This is a genomic window from Kitasatospora acidiphila (assembly GCF_006636205.1).
In the GTDB taxonomy this organism is placed as follows: domain Bacteria; phylum Actinomycetota; class Actinomycetes; order Streptomycetales; family Streptomycetaceae; genus Kitasatospora; species Kitasatospora acidiphila.
Genome location: NZ_VIGB01000003.1, coordinates 8,262,278 through 8,279,543, shown reverse-complemented (window position 1 = coordinate 8,279,543; position 17,266 = coordinate 8,262,278). Strand labels below are relative to the sequence as shown.

The following is a 17,266-nucleotide window of genomic DNA, read 5'->3' as shown; positions in this document are numbered from 1 at the left end:
GGCTGGGTCAGGAGAGCCCGAGCTCCTTGTCGATCAGCTCGAACAAGTCGTCGTCCGTAGCCGTCGCCATTTCGATCACATCGCTGTCATCCGCACTGCTCCGTGCTGCGGACTTCCAGTCGGCGAGGAGGGCTTCGAGGCGCGTGGTGATCTGGGCGCGCTCGGCCTCGCTCGCTTCCAGGGCGGAGAGGTCGCCCCGCAGCTGGTCGAGTTGTCCGAGGACGGGCATCGTGTCGGTGTCCTCGTCCAGCAGCCGTGCCCGCAGGTGGTCGGCGATCTCCCGAGGGGTCGGGAAGTCGAAGACCAGCGTGGCCGGCAGGCGGAGCCCGGTCGCCTTGTTGAGTCGGTTGCGCAGCTCCACGGCCGTCAGGGAGTCGAAGCCCAGCTCCTTGAATGCCTGGTCGGCCGAGACGGAGTCGGTCGGGGCGTAGCCGAGCACGCCTGCGGCGTGGCTCCGGACCTCGTCCAGCACGATGCGCTCGTGCTCGCTCGCGGGGGCTGCGGCCAGCTGCTCCGCCAGCGACCGGACCGCAGCCGCCCCCGGGAGTGCGCCGGGAGCGTGCCGCGCGGCTGCCGGCACCAGGTCGCGGAGGACCGCCGGCAGCGCCTCCGGCTCCTCGGAGAGCAGCCGCAGCGCAGCGGTGTTCAGCCTCGCCGGGACGACGACGGCTTCGTCCGTGGACAGTGCGGCGTCGAACAGCGCGAGACCGTCCTCGGCGGAGAGCGGGGCCACACCGATCCGGCCGAGCCGCATCAGGTCGGTCCGGTCCAGGTGTCCGGTCATGCCGCCCGGGTCGTCCCAGAGGCCCCAGGCCATGGACGAGCCGACGAGCCCCTGGGCGCGGCGTTGCTGCGCCAGCGCGTCGAGGAACGCGTTCGCGGCGGCGTAGTTGGCCTGGCCCGCCACTCCCACCGTGCCGACCAGGGAGGAGAAGAGGACGAACGCGGCCAGATCCAGCCCCTGGGTGAGCTCGTGCAGATGGACCGCGGCGTCCGCCTTCGGACGGAACACCCGGTCGAGTCGCTCGTGCGTCAGGGCGGAGAGGATGCCGTCGTCCAGCAGCCCGGCGGCGTGCACCACGACGGTGAGCGGGTGCTCCGGGGGAAGCCCGGCGAGCAGTTCCGCCACTGCGGCCCGGTCTGCGGCGTCACAGGCGACCACGACTGCCTCGGCTCCCGACTCGGCCAGCTCGTCGACCAGTTCGGCTGCTCCCGGGGCGTCCGGGCCGCGCCGGCTGGTCAGCACGAGGTGGCGGGCGCCGTACGCGGACACCAGGTGGCGTGCCACGAGCGCGCCGAGCGTGCCGGTGCCGCCGGTGATCAGCACGGTACCGTTCCGGTCGAACGTGAAGGGCCGGCTCTCCACCGGGAGTTCGAGCCGGCCCAGCCGGGGAGCGTGCGCTCCGCCCTGTCGCAGGGCGAGTTGGGGCTCGTCCGTGAGCAGCGCGGCGGCAAGGGTGTCTAGTGAGAGCACGCTGTCGTCCAGGTCCAGCAGCACGAACTGTCCCGGGTTCTCGCTCTGTCCGGAACGGATCAGCCCCCACACTGCGGCCCAGGTCGGGTCCGGCTCGGTGTCGCCGGGCGCGACCGCGACCGCCCCGCGGGTGACCAGCACCAGCTTGGCGTCGGCCAGGCGCTCGTCGGCCAGCCAGGACTGCACGAGGTCGAGGGCGCGCTGCTCGGCGTCGAGCGCGGCCGCCGCCTGGGTGGCTCCGCTCGCCTCCGTGCACAGCGCGAGCACGATGCCGGGTACGGGTGCGCCACCGTCGAGGCCGGCGCACAGGTCGGCGAGGTCCGGGTGGCGGGAGACCTGCCGGCCGGCCTGCCCCAGAGCGGTCGCGACACCGAGGTCGTCCGCTCCCAGCACTGCCCAAGGACCCGGTGCGTCCGACTCCTCGGCCCGGTCCGGTACGACGCTCACCGTCGGCCAGTCCAGCCGGAAGAGGGCGTCCTGACCGCTGCTCCGGGCACCCGCGAGCCGGCTGGCCGCAACCGGCCGGATCGCGAGCGATTCGACGCCGGCCACCGGCCTGCCGCTGCCGTCGCTCACCAGGACGGACACGTCCTCGGAGCCGTTCAGTCGCAGGCTGACCCGCAGAACCGACGCGCCGGCGGTCCGCAGCCGGACCCTGTTCCACGAGAACGGCAGTCGGACGGAGGAGTGGTCCGCGATCAGGACCTCCGGCCCCAGGGCGTGCAGGGCGGCGTCCAGAAGGGCCGGGTGCAGACCATAGGCCGCCGCGTCGCTCCGCACCGCCTCGGGAAGCTCCACCTCGGCGAAGATCTCATCGCCGCGGCGCCACACGGTGCGCAGGCCGCGGAACGACGGACCGTACTCCAGGCCGTGAAGTCCCAGCCGGTGGTAGAGCTCGTCGACGTCGACCGGTGCGGCACCGGCCGGCGGCCATTCCGACAGCTGCTCGGCGAGTGCCCCGTCAGCTTCGGGAGCCAGCAGGCCGCTCGCGTGGGCGGTCCACTGCTCTGCGTCGCTTCCGGTCCCCTCCGGTCGCGAGAAGATGCGGACCGCTCGCCTGCCCGTGTCGTCCGGCTCACCGAGCGACAGCTGCAGCTGCGTCCCGCCGTGCTCCGCGAGGACGAGCGGCGCTGCGAGGGTGAGCTCCTCAAGATCCGGACAGCCGACCTGGCGTCCGGCGTGCATGGCGAGCTCCACGAGCGCCGTGCCCGGCACGATGCCGGCGCCGAACACGGTGTGGTCCGCGAGCCAAGGGTGGGACGACAGCGACAACCGTCCGGTGAACAGCGCCCCTTCGCCGCCGGCCAGCTCCACCGTGGCCCCGACCAGCGGATGGTCACCCGAGCTGAGACCGAGGTCGACCGCGTCGCTCGGCGCACTGGGTGCGTCCAGCCAGTAACGCTGGCGTTGGAACGCGTAGGTGGGCAGGTCGGCGCGGCGGGCGCTGGTGCCCTCGAAGAGGGTGGGCCAGGCGACCGGGGCGCCGTGCACGAAGGCCTGCGCCAGGGACGCGGTCAGACGCGCCCAGCCACCCTCACCACGACGCAGGGTACCGATCGCCGCGGCAACGGTGTCCTGCTCGCCGATGACCTCCTCGATCGCCGGAACCAGGACGGGGTGCGAGCTGACCTCGATGAACAGGCCGTGACCGTCCGCCAGAAGGCCTTCGACGCCGTGACGGAACTCCACCGTCTGACGCAGGTTGGTGTACCAGTACGCGGCGTCGAGCTCCTTGGTGTCCAGGAAGCCGCCGGTCACGGTCGACCAGAATGGCACCTGGCCGGAGACCGGCACGATCGGCGCCAGGTCGCGGGCCAGACGCTCACGCAGGCCCTCCACCATCTGCGAATGCGAGGCGTAGTCCACCGGGATCCGCCGCACCCGCACCTCACGACCCTCGCACCAGGCCATGAACTCCTCCAGCGGCAGGGTCGGGCCCGAAACCACCGTCGAGGCAACGCCGTTGACCGCCGCAACCGACACGCCATCGCCGCCCCACTGCTCCAGCAGTCCGCGCACCTCACCGGCACCCGCGCCCACCGACACCATCCCGCCCGAACCGGCCAGTTCCTCCGCGATGGCCTTGGAACGCAGCACCACCACCCGCGCGCCGTCCTCCAACGACAACCCACCCGCAACCACCGCCGCCGCGATCTCACCCTGCGAATGCCCCACCACCGCCGCCGGCTCAACCCCGTACGACCGCCACACCTCCGCCAGCGACACCATCACCGCCCACAACACCGGCTGCACCACATCAACCCGCTCCAACCACCCCTCATCACCCGAACGCACCACCTCACCCAACGACCAATCCACCAAGCCGCTCAGCGCCCGCTCACACTCACCCATCCGGGCCGCGAACACCTCCGACGCCACCAGCAACTCCCCCGCCATCCCCAGCCACTGCGACCCCTGACCCGGGAAAACAAACACCACACCACCATCAACCACCGACCCCGACACCACACCCGAGGACACCCCACCCGACGCCAACTCACCCAAACCAGCCAGCACTTCACCGCGATCCGACCCCGTCACCACCGCCCGGGACCCGAACACCGCACGCGACGACACCAGCGAGAACGCCGTATCCAGCAACCCCAGCCCAGGATCAGCCTCCAGCCGCTCCACCAACGCCGCCGCCTGACCCCGCACCGCCGCCTCGGACTTGCCCGACACCACCAACGGCACCACCGGAAGCCCCACCACAGGCTCTTCAACAACCGCCTCCGCAGGCACCTCCGCCTGCTCAAGAATCACGTGCGCATTCGTCCCACTCACCCCGAACGACGACACCGCAGCCCGACGCACCCGCCCACGGTCAGGCCAGATCTGACCCTCCCTCAGAAGCTGCACCGCGCCAGCCGACCAGTCGACCTCAGCCGATGGCTCATCGACATGCAGGGTCCGCGGAAGCACGCCCTCCCGCATCGCCATCACCATCTTGATCACACCACCGGCGCCCGCCGCCGCCTGGGTGTGACCGATGTTCGACTTCAACGACCCCAACCACAAAGGCTGTTCGGCGTCACGATCCCGGCCGTAGGTCGCCAGCAGCGCCTGCGCCTCGATCGGGTCACCCAACCGCGTCCCCGTCCCGTGCGCCTCCACCACGTCCACATCACCGGTCGTCAGGCGCGCATTCGCCAACGCCTGCCGGATCACCCGCTGCTGCGACGGGCCGTTCGGCGCGGTCAGACCGTTCGACGCACCATCCTGGTTCACGGCCGAACCCCGCACCACCGCAAGCACCTTGTGACCGAGGCGACGAGCATCCGACAACCGCTCGACCAGCAGCATGCCGACACCCTCGGCCCAGCCCGTGCCGTCCGCGGCGTTGGAGAAGGCCTTGCACCGACCGTCCGCCGCCAACGCACGCTGCCGCGAGAACTCGACAAAGGTCGCCGGGGTCGACATCACCGTCACACCACCGGCCAGCGCCAGATCACACTCACCCGAACGCAGCGCCTGCGCCGCCAGGTGCAGTGCCACCAGCGACGACGAACACGCGGTGTCCACCGTCACCGCCGGCCCCTCCAGGCCGAACACGTACGACACCCGGCCGGATGCCACGCTGCCCGCGCTGCCGTTGCCGAGGTAACCCTCGAAACCGTCCGGGATGTTCGCCAGCCGCGTCGCGTAGTCGTGGTACATCACCCCGGCGAACACACCGGTGCGGCTGCCCCGCAGCGACTCCGGGTCCAGGCCGGCCCGCTCGAACGCCTCCCAGGACGCCTCCAGCAGCAGCCGCTGCTGCGGGTCCATCGCCAGCGCCTCACGCGGCGAGATCCCGAAGAACGCCGGGTCGAACTCGGCCGCCTCGTGCAGGAACCCACCCTCACGGGCATACGACGTCCCACGCACATCCGGATCCGGGTCATACAACGCCGCCAGATCCCACCCACGATCCGCCGGGAACCCCGAAACCGCATCCACCCCGCCCGCGACCAGCCGCCACAACTCCTCCGGCGACCGCACCCCACCCGGATACCGGCAACTCATCCCCACGATCGCAATCGGCTCATCCGACGCACCCACCGCAGCCGAACGGCCGACAGTCGCCTGGTCCGCCCCGGAGAGCTCGGCGTCATCCGAGACCTCGCCGCACAGGTGGGCGGCCAGCTCGCCGGGCGTCGGGTAGTCGAACAGCAGGGTGGTCGGCAGGCGCAGGCCGGTGGCGGTGTTGAGCCGGTTCCTCAGCTCGACGGCCGAGAGCGAGTCGAAGCCCAGCTCCTTGAACGCCCGGCCTTCGGTGACAGCGTTCTTCGACGCGTAGCCGAGAACCGCGGCCGCCTCCGTCCGGACCAGGTCGAGGACGAGGCGCTCGCGCTCGGCCGGGGCGACACCGCGCAGGCGGTCGGCCAGCGTGCCCGCCGCACGCCTCCTGGCGTCGAGCGTCCGCCGCGCCGGTGCCGGCGCCAGGGCGCTGAGCAGGACGGGGACCGGTGCGCCGTCCGCGCGTTCGCGCAGCGCCGCGAGGTCGAGCCGGGCGGGCACCACGGCGGCCTGGGGGCCGGCGAGCGCCGCGTCGAACAGCGCCAGGCCCTCGGCGGCCCCCAGCGGCAGCAGACCCGAGCGGGCAAGTCGGTCGACGCCTGCCTGGTCGAGGCTGCCCGACATGCCGCCGCGCTGGTCCCACAGCCCCCAGGCCAGCGAGGTCGCGGGGACGCCCTGGTCGCGCAGCCGCTGGGCGAAGGCGTCCAGGAAGGCGTTCGCCGCAGCGTAGTTGCCCTGACCGGCATTCCCGAGGACACCGGCGATGGACGAGAAGAACACCACGGCCCGCAGGTCCAGGTCGGCGGTCAGCTCGTGCAGGTGCCAGGCCGCGTCGACCTTCGGGCGGAGCACGGCGTCGGTCCGCTCGGGTGTGAGGGACTCGATGACGCCGTCGTCGAGGACACCGGCGGCGTGCACGATGCCCACCAGCGGCCGGTCGGCGGGGATGGCCGCGATGACCGCCGCCAACTCGTCCCGATCGGCCGCGTCGCAGGCCGCCACCTGGGCGGTCGCGCCGAGTGCGGCCAACTCGTCGACCAGCTCGGTCGCCCCTGGTGCGGCCGCCCCGCGACGGCTGAGCAGCAGCAGGTGGCGCACGCCGTGCCCGGTCACCAGGTGACGGGCCAGCAGCGCCCCGAGGGTGCCGGTCGCGCCGGTCAGCAGGACGGTGCCCATGGCACCGAAGACCACCGGGGTGTCGTCCCCGGAGGGCACCCGGCCGAGCCGGGGGACGAGCAACTCGCCGGATCGGACGGCCAGTTGCGGCTCACCGGAGGCCAGTGCAGCCGGCACCGCGGCCACGGAGGAGTCCTGCTCGTCCAGGTCGATCAGGACGATCCGGTTCGGGTGCTCGGTCTGAGCAGCCCGCACGAGACCCCAGGCGGCAGCCTGGGGCAGCTGCGGCGGCTCTCCACCGGTGGACACGGCGTTCCTGGTCACGACGGCGATCGTGGCATCGCCGAACCGCTCGTCGGCCAGCGCGGACTGCAGGTCGGCCAGCAGGTGCCGGACCGAGGCGCGCACCGCCTCCGGTCCCTCACCGCCCTCCAGACGCGGCTCAGGGGCGAGCAGCAGGACGTCGGGCGCCGGACGGACGGCATCGACCGCACGGGCCAGGGTGGCGAGGTCGGGGAAGCACTCGTCGCCGTCCGTCAGCGGGCCACCGACCACGGCACGGGTCGCCTCCGACGGTGCGGGCATCGGCGCGCCCGACCAGGTGACCTGGAAGAGCGACTCGTGGAACGAGGTCCGGGCGGCCCGCAGGCGCTCGGCGCTGACCGGGCGCAGAGCAAGGGCGTCGATCGATGCGACCGGCTGCCCGAACTCGTCGGTGACGTCCAGGGCGACCGTCCCACTGCCGACAGGCGTGAACCGGACCCGCAGGCTGGACGCGGCCTCGGCGTGGAGGCGGACACCGCTCCAGGAGAACGGCAGGGTGCCGTTCGACGGCAGGTCGGGTGCGCCGAACGCCACCGCGTGCAGAGCGGCGTCCAGCAGCGCGGGGTGGAGAGCAAACGAGGTGCCGTGCTGATCCGCCGGCAGTGCGACCTCTGCATAGGTGCGGTCACCGTGACGCCACACGGTACGCAGCCCCTGGAAGGCCGGACCATAGGCGAAGCCGAGCTCCGAGAGGCGGTCGTACAACCCGTCGATCGCGACTTCGGTCGCACCCTCCGGGGGCCAGACCGTGCTGCTCTCGGACGGCTCGGACTGCTGTGGGGCCAGAGTGCCTGCGGCGTTGAGCGTCCACGGGATCTCGTCCGGACCGTACTCGGGCCGGGAGTGGAGCTCGACGGTACGTCGGCCGCCCTGATCCGGCCTTCCGACGGAGAGCTGGAGCAGGATGCCGCCGACTGCGGGCAGCACCAGAGGAGCCTGGATGGTGAGTTCCTCGACCAGCCCGCAGCCGACCTCCGCGCCGGCCCGGAGCGCCAGTTCCAGCAGCGCGGTACCGGGAACGATGGCGTCGCCCAGCACGGCGTGATCCGCGAGCCAGGGATGGGTGGCCAGCGAGAGGCGGCCGGTCATCAGGACCTCGCCGGACCCGGCGAGCGTCACGGCAGCCCTCAGGAGCGGGTGATCCGGCGCGTCCAGGCCTGCTGCGCCCACCTCGCCGGCTGCTCCGGGCGCGTGCAGCCAGTAACGGCGGCGCTGGAACGCGTACGTCGGCAGGTCGACGCGGCGGGCGCCGGAGCCCTCGAACAGCGCGGGCCAGGCGACTGGGGTGCCGGTGGCGTGCAGGCGCGCCAGCGCCTCCACGGCAGCGCGGACCTGGTCGCGGCCCGAGCGCATGGTCGGCACCACGCTGCGGGCCGGGCCGTCCTGCGGCAGGCACTCAGCAACCATCCCGGACAGCACCGCATCCGGCCCGACCTCGACGAAGCTGCCAACACCCAAGTCCAGCATGGCGGCGACACCGTCAGCGAATCGCACCGCCTCGCGGACCTGACGCACCCAGTACTGCGGCTGCGTCCACAACTCCGACTCCACCCGGCCGGTCACCGTGGAGACCAGCGGCAGCATCGGCTCCCGCAACTCCAACCCGGCCACGACGCCCGCGAACTCCTCCAGCATCGGATCCATCAGACCCGAGTGGAACGCATGACTCACCGTCAAGCGCCGCGTACGGCAGCCCTGCTCGGCCAGACGCTCGGCAGCCGCCAACACCGGTTCCTCGTGCCCGGACAGCACCACCGACGACGGACCGTTCACCGCCGCCACCCACACACCCTCGGCCTGCGCCAGCACCTCGCGGACCGTCTCCTCGGACCCGCCGACCGCCACCATCGCGCCACCCGCCGGCAGCGCCTGCATCAACCGCCCACGCGCCACCACCAACGCACACGCATCCTCCAGCGACAGCACCCCCGCCACATGCGCGGCAGCGATCTCACCCACCGAATGCCCGGCCAACACCCCAGCCGTCACACCCCACGACTCCAACAACCGATACAGCGCCACCTCCAACGCGAAAATCCCCGGCTGCGCAAACCCGGTCTGATGGATCAAGTCATCCGACGGCAGCTCCACCCCCAGCTGCGCACACACCGCCTCATACGCCTGGGCGAACACCGGGAACGCCTCACCCAACTCCCGCCCCATGCCCGCCCACTGCGAACCCTGACCCGAGAACACCACCCCCAACCGACCAGACACCACACCCGACACCCCGACCGCACCCGACGCCAACCCACCCAGAGCAGCGAGCAGTTCACCACCATCAGCCGCCACCACAGCCGCCCGACGCTCGAACACCGAACGCGACGTCAACACCGAGAACGCCGCATCCAGCACCCGGACATCACCCTCACGCACCCACTCCAACAGCGCCGCAGCCTGACCCCGCACCGCCTCCTCAGACTTACCCGACACCACCAACGGCACCACCGGAAACCCAACCAACGCCCCCGACTCCGCCACCTCCGCAGGCTCCTCCGCCTGCTCCAGGATCACGTGCGCATTCGTCCCGCTGATCCCGAACGACGACACCGCAGACCGACGCACCCGGCCCGTCTCCGGCCACGTCCGCGGCTCCGTCAGCAACTCCACCGCACCCGCCGACCAGTCCACATGCGGCGACGGCGCGTCCACGTGCAGCGTCCGCGGGAGCACACCCTCCCGCATCGCCATCACCATCTTGATCACGCCACCCACACCGGCAGCAGCCTGGGCGTGGCCGATGTTCGACTTCAACGACCCCAGAAGCAACGGCCGTTCAGCCGCGCGCCCCTGACCGTAGGTGTCCATCAGGGCCTGCGCCTCGATCGGGTCACCCAACCGCGTCCCCGTGCCGTGCGCCTCCACCGCGTCCACATCACCCACCGCCAGCCGCGCATTCGCCAGCGCCTGCCGGATCACCCGCTGCTGCGACGGACCGTTCGGCGCGGTCAGACCATTCGACGCACCGTCCTGGTTCACCGCCGAACCCCGCACCACCGCAAGCACCTTGTGACCCAGGCGGCGGGCATCCGACAGCCGCTCCACCAGCAGCACGCCGACACCCTCGGCCCAGCCCGTGCCGTCCGCCGCATCCGCGAACGCCTTGCACCGACCGTCCGCCGCGAGCCCGCCTTGGCGCGAGAACTCGGCGAACATGCCGGGGTTGGCCATGACGGTCGCTCCCCCGGCAAGCGCCAGCTCGCACTCGCCCGAACGCAGCGCCTGAACCGCCAGGTGCAGCGCCACCAGCGACGACGAACACGCCGTGTCCACCGTCACCGCCGGCCCCTCCAGGCCCAGGCTGTACGCGATCCGGCCGGAGAGGATGCTCGCAGTGGTACCGGTCAGCACATGACCGGCGACGACTCCGGTCGACTGGTGCAGCCGGGGCCCGTACTCCTGCGCCATGGCGCCCACGAACACACCGGTCCGGCTGCCGTACAGGGTGTCCGGGTCGATGCCGGCACGCTCCAGCACCTCCCAGGAGGTCTCCAGCAGCAGCCGCTGCTGCGGGTCCATCGCCAGTGCCTCACGCGGCGAGATCCCGAAGAACTCGGCGTCGAACTCGGCCGCGTCCAGCAGGAATCCGCCCCGGGGGCGTAGTCGGCCTCCGGGCCGTTCTGTTCCCAGGCCCGGTCGGTGGGGAAGTCGGTGATGGCGTCCACGCCGTTCGCCACCAACTGCCAGAGGTCCTCGGGCGAGTGGACCCCGCCGGGGAAACGGCAGGCCATGCCCACGATGGCGATCCGCTCGTCGTCGAGCGCGTCGGGCGCCTCGGACGCGGCAGGGGCGGTTTCGGGGGCCGTGCGGCGATCCTTGACCGGCGTACCACCGCCGTCGGCTGCTGCGGCGGCCAGCAGTCGCAGCAGGTGGCGGCTGAGGGCCGTGGGCGTCGGGTGGTCGAAGAGCAGGCCGGCCGGCAGCCGGAGGCCGGTGAGTGCCATGAGCCGGGACCTGAGGTCCATCGCGCCCAGGGAGTCCAGACCCAGCTCCTTGAAGGTGGTCCGGGCGCTCTGCTGGTCGGGAACGTCCGTACCGCGGATGGTCGCGATCTGCCCGAGGATCGCGGCGCGCAGCAGCTCCTCGCGTTCCGCCTCGGGTGCCTCGGCGAGCTGCCGTACGAGCGCGGGAACGGTGGCCGGCTCGTCGGTGTCGACGGTGCCGGTGGTGGACTCGCCGAGCCAGTACCGCTGCCGCTGGAACGGGTAGGTCGGCAGTGAGGTCCGCCGGGCACCGGTGCCGGCGAAGACGGTGTGCCAGTCGACGGCGGTGCCGTGGGCGTGTGCCTCGGCGAGTGCGGTGAGGAAGCGGTCATGGCCGCCTTCGTCGCGTCGCAGCGTGCCCAGCACCCGGACGTCGGCACCGACGGCCTCGGCGCTCTCCTGCACTCCCATGGTCAGGACGGGGTGCGGGCTGACCTCGATCACGGTGTGGTGGCCGTCGTCGAACGCGGCCTGGAGCGCGTCCTGGAAGCGGACGGCGTGCCGGAGCCCCTGGTACCAGTAGCCGGCGTCCAGCCCGGCGGTGTCCATGAGCCGGCCGGTGAGGGTGGAGTAGAACGGGATGTCCGTAGTGCGGGCGGTGATCGGCGCGAGCAGTTCCGCCAGCCGGTGCTCGATCGCCTCGACCTGGGGAGAGTGGGAGGCGTAGTCGACGGCGATGCGCTTGGCGCGGACGTCGTCGGCCTGGCAGTCGGCGAGCAGCTGGTCGAGGGCGTCCGGTTCGCCGGCGACGACCGTCGAGCGGGGGCCGTTGACGGCTGCGATGGACAGCCGCCCCCCGAAGCGGCGGAGCCGTTCGGCGACGTCGTCCGCCGGGAGCGGCACGGCCGTCATGCCGCCCTGCCCGGAGAGCGCGATCAGGGCGTGGCTGCGCAGGGCGACCACGCGGGCCGCGTCGTCGAGGGAGAGCGCACCGGCGACGCAGGCCGCGGCGATCTCGCCCTGGGAGTGGCCGATCACTGCGGAGGGCCGCACTCCATGGGAGCGCCACAGTGCCGCCAGCGACACCATCACGGCGAACAGGACCGGCTGCACCACGTCGACCCGGTCGAGCGGCGGGGCGTCCGGTTCGTTGCGCAGGACGCCGGTCAGGGACCAGTCGACGTAGGGCGCCAGCGCTTCGGCGCAGTCGTCGATCTGCTGCCGGAACACCGGTGCGGTGTCGAGGAGTTCGGCGGCCATGCCGACCCACTGGCTGCCCTGTCCGGGGAAGACGAAGACAGGTCCGTCGGTGCCTGTCGCGGCCGTGCCCGTGACCAGGCCGGTGAAGGTGTCTCCGGCGGCCAGTGCGGTGAGTGCGCTGCGGAACTGCTCGGTCGATGATCCGAGCAGGACGGCGCGTTGCTCGAGGTGCGTCCGGGCGGTCGCCAGGGTCAGGGCGACGTCGGCCGGCCGGAGGTCCGGCTGTTCGGCCAGGAGGTCCGCCAGGCGTCGGGCCTGGGCGCGCAGGGCCGGCTCGCCGCGGCCGGAGAGCACCCAGGGCAGGAGCGCCGCCGGTCCGGGATCCTCGACCGCCAGGTCCGCTGTCGTGGGTGCCACGGGTGCCACTGCGGAGAGCACCAGGTGGCAGTTGGTTCCGCCGATGCCGAAGGAGCTGACCCCGGCGACCGGCGGTGTCCCGGTGCGCGGCAGCGGGTTGAGCTCCGTGTTGACGCGCAGGCCCAAACGGTCCAGCGGGATCCGCGGGTTGGGCGACTCGTGGTTCAGGCTCGGCGGCAGCTCCCGATGGTGGAGCGCCAGCACCACCTTGATCAGGCCGGCGATGCCGGCCGCTCCTTCGAGGTGCCCGATGTTGGTCTTGACCGAGCCGACCGGCAGCGGTGCCGCGGCCGGGCGGGCCGCGCCGAGGACGGTGCCGAGCGCCGCGGCTTCGATCGGATCGCCGGTGGGGGTGCCGGTGCCGTGCAGTTCGACGTATCCGACCTCGGCCGGTTCGACCCCGGCGTGGGCGTACGCGAGCCGCAGGACCGCTTCCTGGGCGCTCCTGTTCGGCGTGGTGAGGCTGTCTCCGCCGCCGTCGTTGTTGACCGCGCCACCGCGGATCACCGCGTAGACCGTGTCGCCGTCGGCCAGCGCGCGGGAGAGCGGCTTGAGGAGGACCAGGCCCGCTCCCTCTCCCCGGGCGTACCCGTTGGCCCGGGCGTCGAAGGTGTAGCAGCGGCCGTCAGGGGACAGCGCGCCGGTGCGGGCGATGGTCCCGGTCGTGTCGGGGAGGAGGTTGAGGTTCACGCCGCCGGCGAGCGCGATTTCGCAGGCGCCCCGCCAGAGGCTCTCACAGGCCAGGTGGACGGCGACCAGGGCGGAGGACTGGCCGGTGTCCACCGCGATGCTCGGCCCGTGCAGGCCGAACCAGTAGGAGATGCGGTTGGCGATGATGCTGCGCTGCAGGCCCGTCAGGGTGTAGGCGCCCGGCTCCTGCCGGCGGCGGGTCAGGGTCGCGTAGTCATCGGCGATGGCACCGAGGAAGACACCGGTCCGGGTGTCCTTGAGCCGGGTTGCCGGGGTGCCGGCGTGCTCGAGGGTTTCCCACGCCAGCTCCAGCGTCAGCCGCTGCTGCGGGTCCATGGCGGCGGCTTCGGCGGCGGGGATGCCGAAGAACGCGGCGTCGAATCGGTCGACCTCGCGCAGGTAGCCGGCCCGGCGGGGGCGATCGTCCTCACCCTCGGCCGACCGGCGGTCCTCGGGGGCTTCCGTGACGGCGTCCTTGCCCGCTCTGAGCAGCCGCCAGAACTCCTCCGGCGTATCGGCCCCGGGGAACCGGCAGGCGATCCCGACCACGGCGACGGGTTCGCCCTGCACGAGCTCGCGAGTGTCCATGGAATTCGTCGAGTTGTTCGACAGCACGGTACCGGCCACCAGATCTCCATAACTCAGGGAAGAACGCGCCTGCCTCGGACACCGACCAGCGGCAGCGAGGGGTACGCACCCGGAATCGAACCCCGGAAGAACACGGCCGGAATCAATCCCACGGATCATTTCTGAACGGGTACGGACAGCCTGGAACACCATAGGTCCAGCTGTTTACCGCAATGGCACGGGCATGCTTCACAGGCGCCCGGAGGTACTCCTTGGGCGATCACCCGTGAACCATTTCGAGAATGTCAGGAAGCGGGCACGGGAATGAAGCCGCCCGCGTGGGCCGGCAGCACCCCGGCGAAGTCGACCGGGAAATCACGAGGGCATGCGCAAGCCGTCCAGGTGGTCGGCGAGGACGTTCATCACGTCACCAGGCCGATCGGACAGATAGAAGTGCCCACCGGGGAACACCTTGAGCTGGAAATCCCCCGATGTGTGGTCCTGCCAGGCGCGCGCGTCGTCGATCGAGGTCCGGGGGTCGTCATCGCCCGTCAGAGCGGTGATCGGGGAGACCAGGGCCGCGCCGGGCTCGGTGCGGTACGTTTCGGCGGCGCGGTAGTCCGCCCGCAGGGCGGGAAGGACCATGCGCAGGATTTCCTCGTCCGCGAACACCGCCGGATCGGTGCCGCTCAGCGTCTTCATCTCGGCCACGATGCCGTCGTCGTCGCGCAGGTGGACCTGCTCGCCGTCACGGGGACGCGAGGGTGCCCGCCTACCGGAGACGAAGACGCGGGCCAGCCTCTGCCCGTCGCGTTCCAAGCGCCTCGCGACCTCGAAGGCGACCGAGGCGCCCATGCTGTGGCCGAAGAAGGTCAGTGGCAGATCGGTCTGCTCGCGCAGGACCTCGTGAAGACGGTCGGCCAGCTCGTGGATGTCGTCCAGGCACGGCTCGAGGCGCCGGTCCTGACGGCCGGGATACTGCACCGCCACCACGTCCGTGCGGCCGGCGAGCCGCGCCGACACCGGGTGGAAGAAGGCAGCCGACCCGCCCGCGTGCGGGAAGCAGACCAACCGCGAAACGGCCTGCGGTGAAGGATGGAAACGACGGCACCATAATCCGGCGTCGACGCGGACAGTACCCACGATGTTCGACTTCTTTCCGAGAGGCCGACGGGCCGCCGTGGACCCGCCGGGAATCGTTGAAGCGACCGGGGAGTTTACGAGTGCGCAACCTGTTCGAGGCTTTGGCACCCCGGTTTCACACCGACCACTGTGTTCCCCCGGCATTTCACCGGATCCCCGCGGCACTAGGGCAGCGGAAGTCAGCACCGGCTAGCAGACGGGTGCAGGAGGCATGCGCATCGGTGTCGAAAAATCTACTGGAGCATCACTATGTGCCCATTGAAGTCCTAGAACGTCCCCCGTGGTCGTTTCTGGCTTTCGATCACACACTACCCCGGGAGTAGTTGATCAAGCAAGTCTCGTCTCACATTGCAAACCACCTTCCTGACCTTGGCGGATGCTTTCAAAGCTTGGGTTCTCGATGGGACTTGGCCGTAAACGACGGGTTCTCGCCAACCTGGCGGAGACATGCGGCCTCGGCCGCAGGCCGCGGCATCAGACACGGGTAGCGTAATTCGCTGACGGACCAATGTTTTCAATGTGTGTACTTCGTGTTGCATGCATGCACGCGGCTGTTGCATTCATGCACACGAAACGGCCTGAGAGCGGAGAACCGCCCCTTCCACCCCGGAGCACCGGGTTGCGGGTCGAGTGCACACGCCGCTGCACGGGCGCCGCGCCCTCCGCAGTCGCTCAGTCGCCGGCCGGGAGGACGATCGCGGTCAGCACGATGCCGTCGGAAACCAGCCACCTGCCCTCGAACACGGGCGGAACCGTCGGAGCGTGCGCGAGCAGCCGAGCCGTGAAGGTGCCGCCCGTCGCCTCACCGGGTGTTCGATGGAAGGAGAGCCGGGCCTCACTGAAGTCGAGCATCCGGTGGGCGAGCGGGAACCACGTCTTGTAGACGCTCTCCTTGGCACTGAACAGCAGCCGATCCCAAGGGACTTGGGCGTCCGCTGCGCGCGCGGCCGCCAACTCGTCCTGCTCTGCGGGCAGTGCGACGGCCTCCAGCACGCCGTCGGGCAACGGCTCGGCCGGTTCGGCGTCGATCCCCAGTGAGCGGACGTGCGTGGTCCGTGCCAGCGCCGCGGCGCGGTATCCGAGACAGTGGGTCATGCTGCCGACCACCCCGGCCGGCCACTGCGGTTCGCCACGCGGGCCGGGCAGCACCGGCGCCGGGGCCAGGCCGAGTGCGGCCATGGCCTGGCGCGCGCACGCCCGCACGGTGGTGAACTCGCGGCGGCGCTTCTCGACCGCCGCCTGTATCACCGCTTCCTCTTGGGGATAGAGCGTGCCCGCCGCCGTCACGTCCTCGCGGCCGTCCACGCCGGAGACGCACTCCGGCAGCAGGTCGCGGATCACGAGGACGCCGCCTCGAGACGGACCACGGACCGATCCGCGTCGACCGGCGCCTGCGCTGCGGGCAGGATCTGCCGGAGCAGCCCGCGCGGATGACCACGCCGACGCCACTCACGCGGGTAGCCGACCGACACCTCCTCGAACCGCACACCGTCGTGCCAGGTGGTGCGCGGAATGTGAAGATGCCCGTACACCACGGCCTCGGTGCGGTGGTCACGGTGCCAACGCTCCGTCAGCTCGGTACCGCACCACTGAGCGAACTCCTGGCGCCACAGCGCGCGGGTCGGCTCGCGCAGCAGCGGCCAGTGGCTGACGAGCACCAAAGGGATGTCCGGATCGTGGGCGGCCAGCCGCCGTTCGGTCTCGGCGACCCTGGCGCGGCACCACTCCGCGCGGGAGGGGTAGGGCCAATTGTCCAGCAGGAACTCGTCCGTGCACACGATGCCCGCTTCGTCCGCCTGCTGCAGCGACTGTTCCACCGTCAGACCGGGCGCGCGGAAACTGTAGTCGTACAGCGTGAACACGGGCGCGATCGCCGCCGGCCCACCGGGCCCTCGCCAGACGGGATACGGGTCCTCCGGCGTGACCACTCCCAACTCGCGGCATCGGGCCACCAGGTGTGCGTAGCGCTCGGCGCCGCGCAGTTGGACCGGATCCTCCCGAGGGGTCCACAACTCGTGGTTCCCCGGGGTCCAGATCACCTTGGCGAAGCGGCCGGCCAGCAGCCGCAGGGCCCATTCGATGTCGTCGGACAGCTCCGCGACATCGCCCGCGACGATCAGCCAGTCCTCGTCCGATCCCGGCCGCAGCGACTCGATGATCGGCCGGTTGTCGGCCATCCCGACATGCAGGTCACTGACGGCCAGCAGGCGACCAACCCCTGACGTCACGACAGGTCTCCTAAAGCACCCTCGACCGCCAGGACCCGGGTCCACTGGTCAAGCAACTCGGCTCTACTGGTCACCTTTAAGCCCCTTGCGACGGCGCGGGGCCCGGAACCGTGTGGCCCACCGGCCTCACCGATCGCGAGGTTCCCCTCCAGTTGTCATAGTCGAACTTACTAGATTCAACAGTC

4 protein-coding genes and 1 pseudogene are annotated in these 17,266 nt (G+C 71.3%); all 5 read right to left on the bottom strand.

Annotation, left to right across the window (positions count from 1 at the left end; all coding sequences use genetic code 11):
- Positions 1 to 7 precede the first annotated feature (7 nt).
- Entirely contained in the window at positions 8 to 10,456 is a 10,449-nt protein-coding gene (locus E6W39_RS38850; RefSeq protein ID WP_228718786.1) for a type I polyketide synthase, read from the bottom strand.
- Positions 10,457 to 10,581: 125 nt separating this feature from the next.
- Positions 10,582 to 13,692, bottom strand: a pseudogene (locus tag E6W39_RS40685) (type I polyketide synthase); the annotation flags it as partial.
- 393 nt (positions 13,693 to 14,085) lie between these two features.
- Complete coding sequence (locus tag E6W39_RS38840) at positions 14,086 to 14,853, bottom strand: thioesterase II family protein (RefSeq protein WP_141637461.1); 768 nt, start codon at positions 14,851 to 14,853, stop codon at positions 14,086 to 14,088.
- A gap of 672 nt (positions 14,854 to 15,525) precedes the next feature.
- Positions 15,526 to 16,194 carry a 4'-phosphopantetheinyl transferase family protein gene (locus tag E6W39_RS38835; protein ID WP_141637460.1) on the bottom strand — a complete coding sequence of 223 codons (669 nt, stop codon included), beginning with the start codon at positions 16,192 to 16,194 and terminating at the stop codon, positions 15,526 to 15,528.
- Positions 16,191 to 17,081: a metallophosphoesterase family protein gene (locus tag E6W39_RS38830; protein ID WP_141637459.1), complete on the bottom strand. Its 891-nt coding sequence runs from the start codon at positions 17,079 to 17,081 to the stop codon at positions 16,191 to 16,193. The genes E6W39_RS38835 and E6W39_RS38830 overlap by 4 nt, the downstream gene beginning before the upstream one ends.
- Between the last annotated feature and the right edge of the window lie 185 nt (positions 17,082 to 17,266).